This is a genomic window from Chryseobacterium formosum, from assembly GCF_026460885.1.
GTDB lineage: Bacteria > Bacteroidota > Bacteroidia > Flavobacteriales > Weeksellaceae > Chryseobacterium > Chryseobacterium formosus.
The window spans coordinates 1-874 of the sequence record NZ_JAOVZW010000057.1 but is presented as its reverse complement, the minus strand read 5'-3'; the positions used below and the strand labels follow the sequence as shown (position 1 = coordinate 874).

2 protein-coding genes are annotated in these 874 nt (G+C 30.8%); both read right to left on the bottom strand.

Annotated features, from left to right (window positions below; genetic code table 11):
• Positions 1 to 528: DUF6705 family protein (locus OF897_RS21540; protein ID WP_323809086.1), on the bottom strand; the 528-nt coding region annotated here is incomplete at its 3' end.
• 12 nt (positions 529 to 540) lie between these two features.
• Positions 541 to 874 (bottom strand): hypothetical protein (locus tag OF897_RS21535; protein ID WP_267267720.1); only part of this gene is annotated, 334 nt, incomplete at its 5' end.

Genomic DNA, 874 nt, shown 5'->3' with positions numbered 1-874 from the left:
AGTAGGAACCCTAAAATCTGTTGCCTGGTTCATATTGGGATCACGTGACGAAACATAACCTGTCAATTTTAAATCCCAATGTAGCTTTTCAACCCCATTAATGTTTGAATAGGTCAATACTGCCTTACAACTCATTTTCGGTCGTTCAGGATCATTAAAATATATACTTACTTTATTTGTATTTCCTTCCCAAAGCTGTGCACCTGTTAACTTCGAATCTAAAAGAGCATAATTATTTGTGTCAACTATAGTTACTCCATTTTCTATAAATTTATAACTTCCATTAAGCTCATCGACATAATAATTTATGAGTTTAACCATTTCTGATTTATGTAAAATTATTGTAAATACTTTCCCATTTTGACTATAAACCCATGTTCCTGAAAACTTGTTTAGGATGTCGTTTGTATCTTTTAGATAAGAGTTTTGCGGTTTATCAATAGGGCTTTGTCCCAAAGTATAAACAGGAGACTGCGCTTGGCAATTTACAATCAGTGTTAATAATAATATTGCTAAATATGATTTCATAATTTTATTTTTTTATTTACAAAGGATTTCATCGACTAAATTTGTAGTTGGATTATAAGTCATCTTACTCCAATTGGTTAAACCACTATTTGCTTTATATAAACTAAGTCCATAGCTCGGTAAAACTTTTGCTACCTGCTTAATAATGTCATTATAAGTAACATTTGCTTTTTCATCGAGATCCCCATTAAACTCTTTTTTTAATTTATCCCGATTTGTCATCATTTCCCCTCCCATATTATAAAACAGTGTAGTATTTTCGATTACTAATGCAAAAACACCTTCTTTACTGATGACCATTATGGTCAGTTTATCCAAAGGTTTATTATTGGTTTTACGGTAAAAA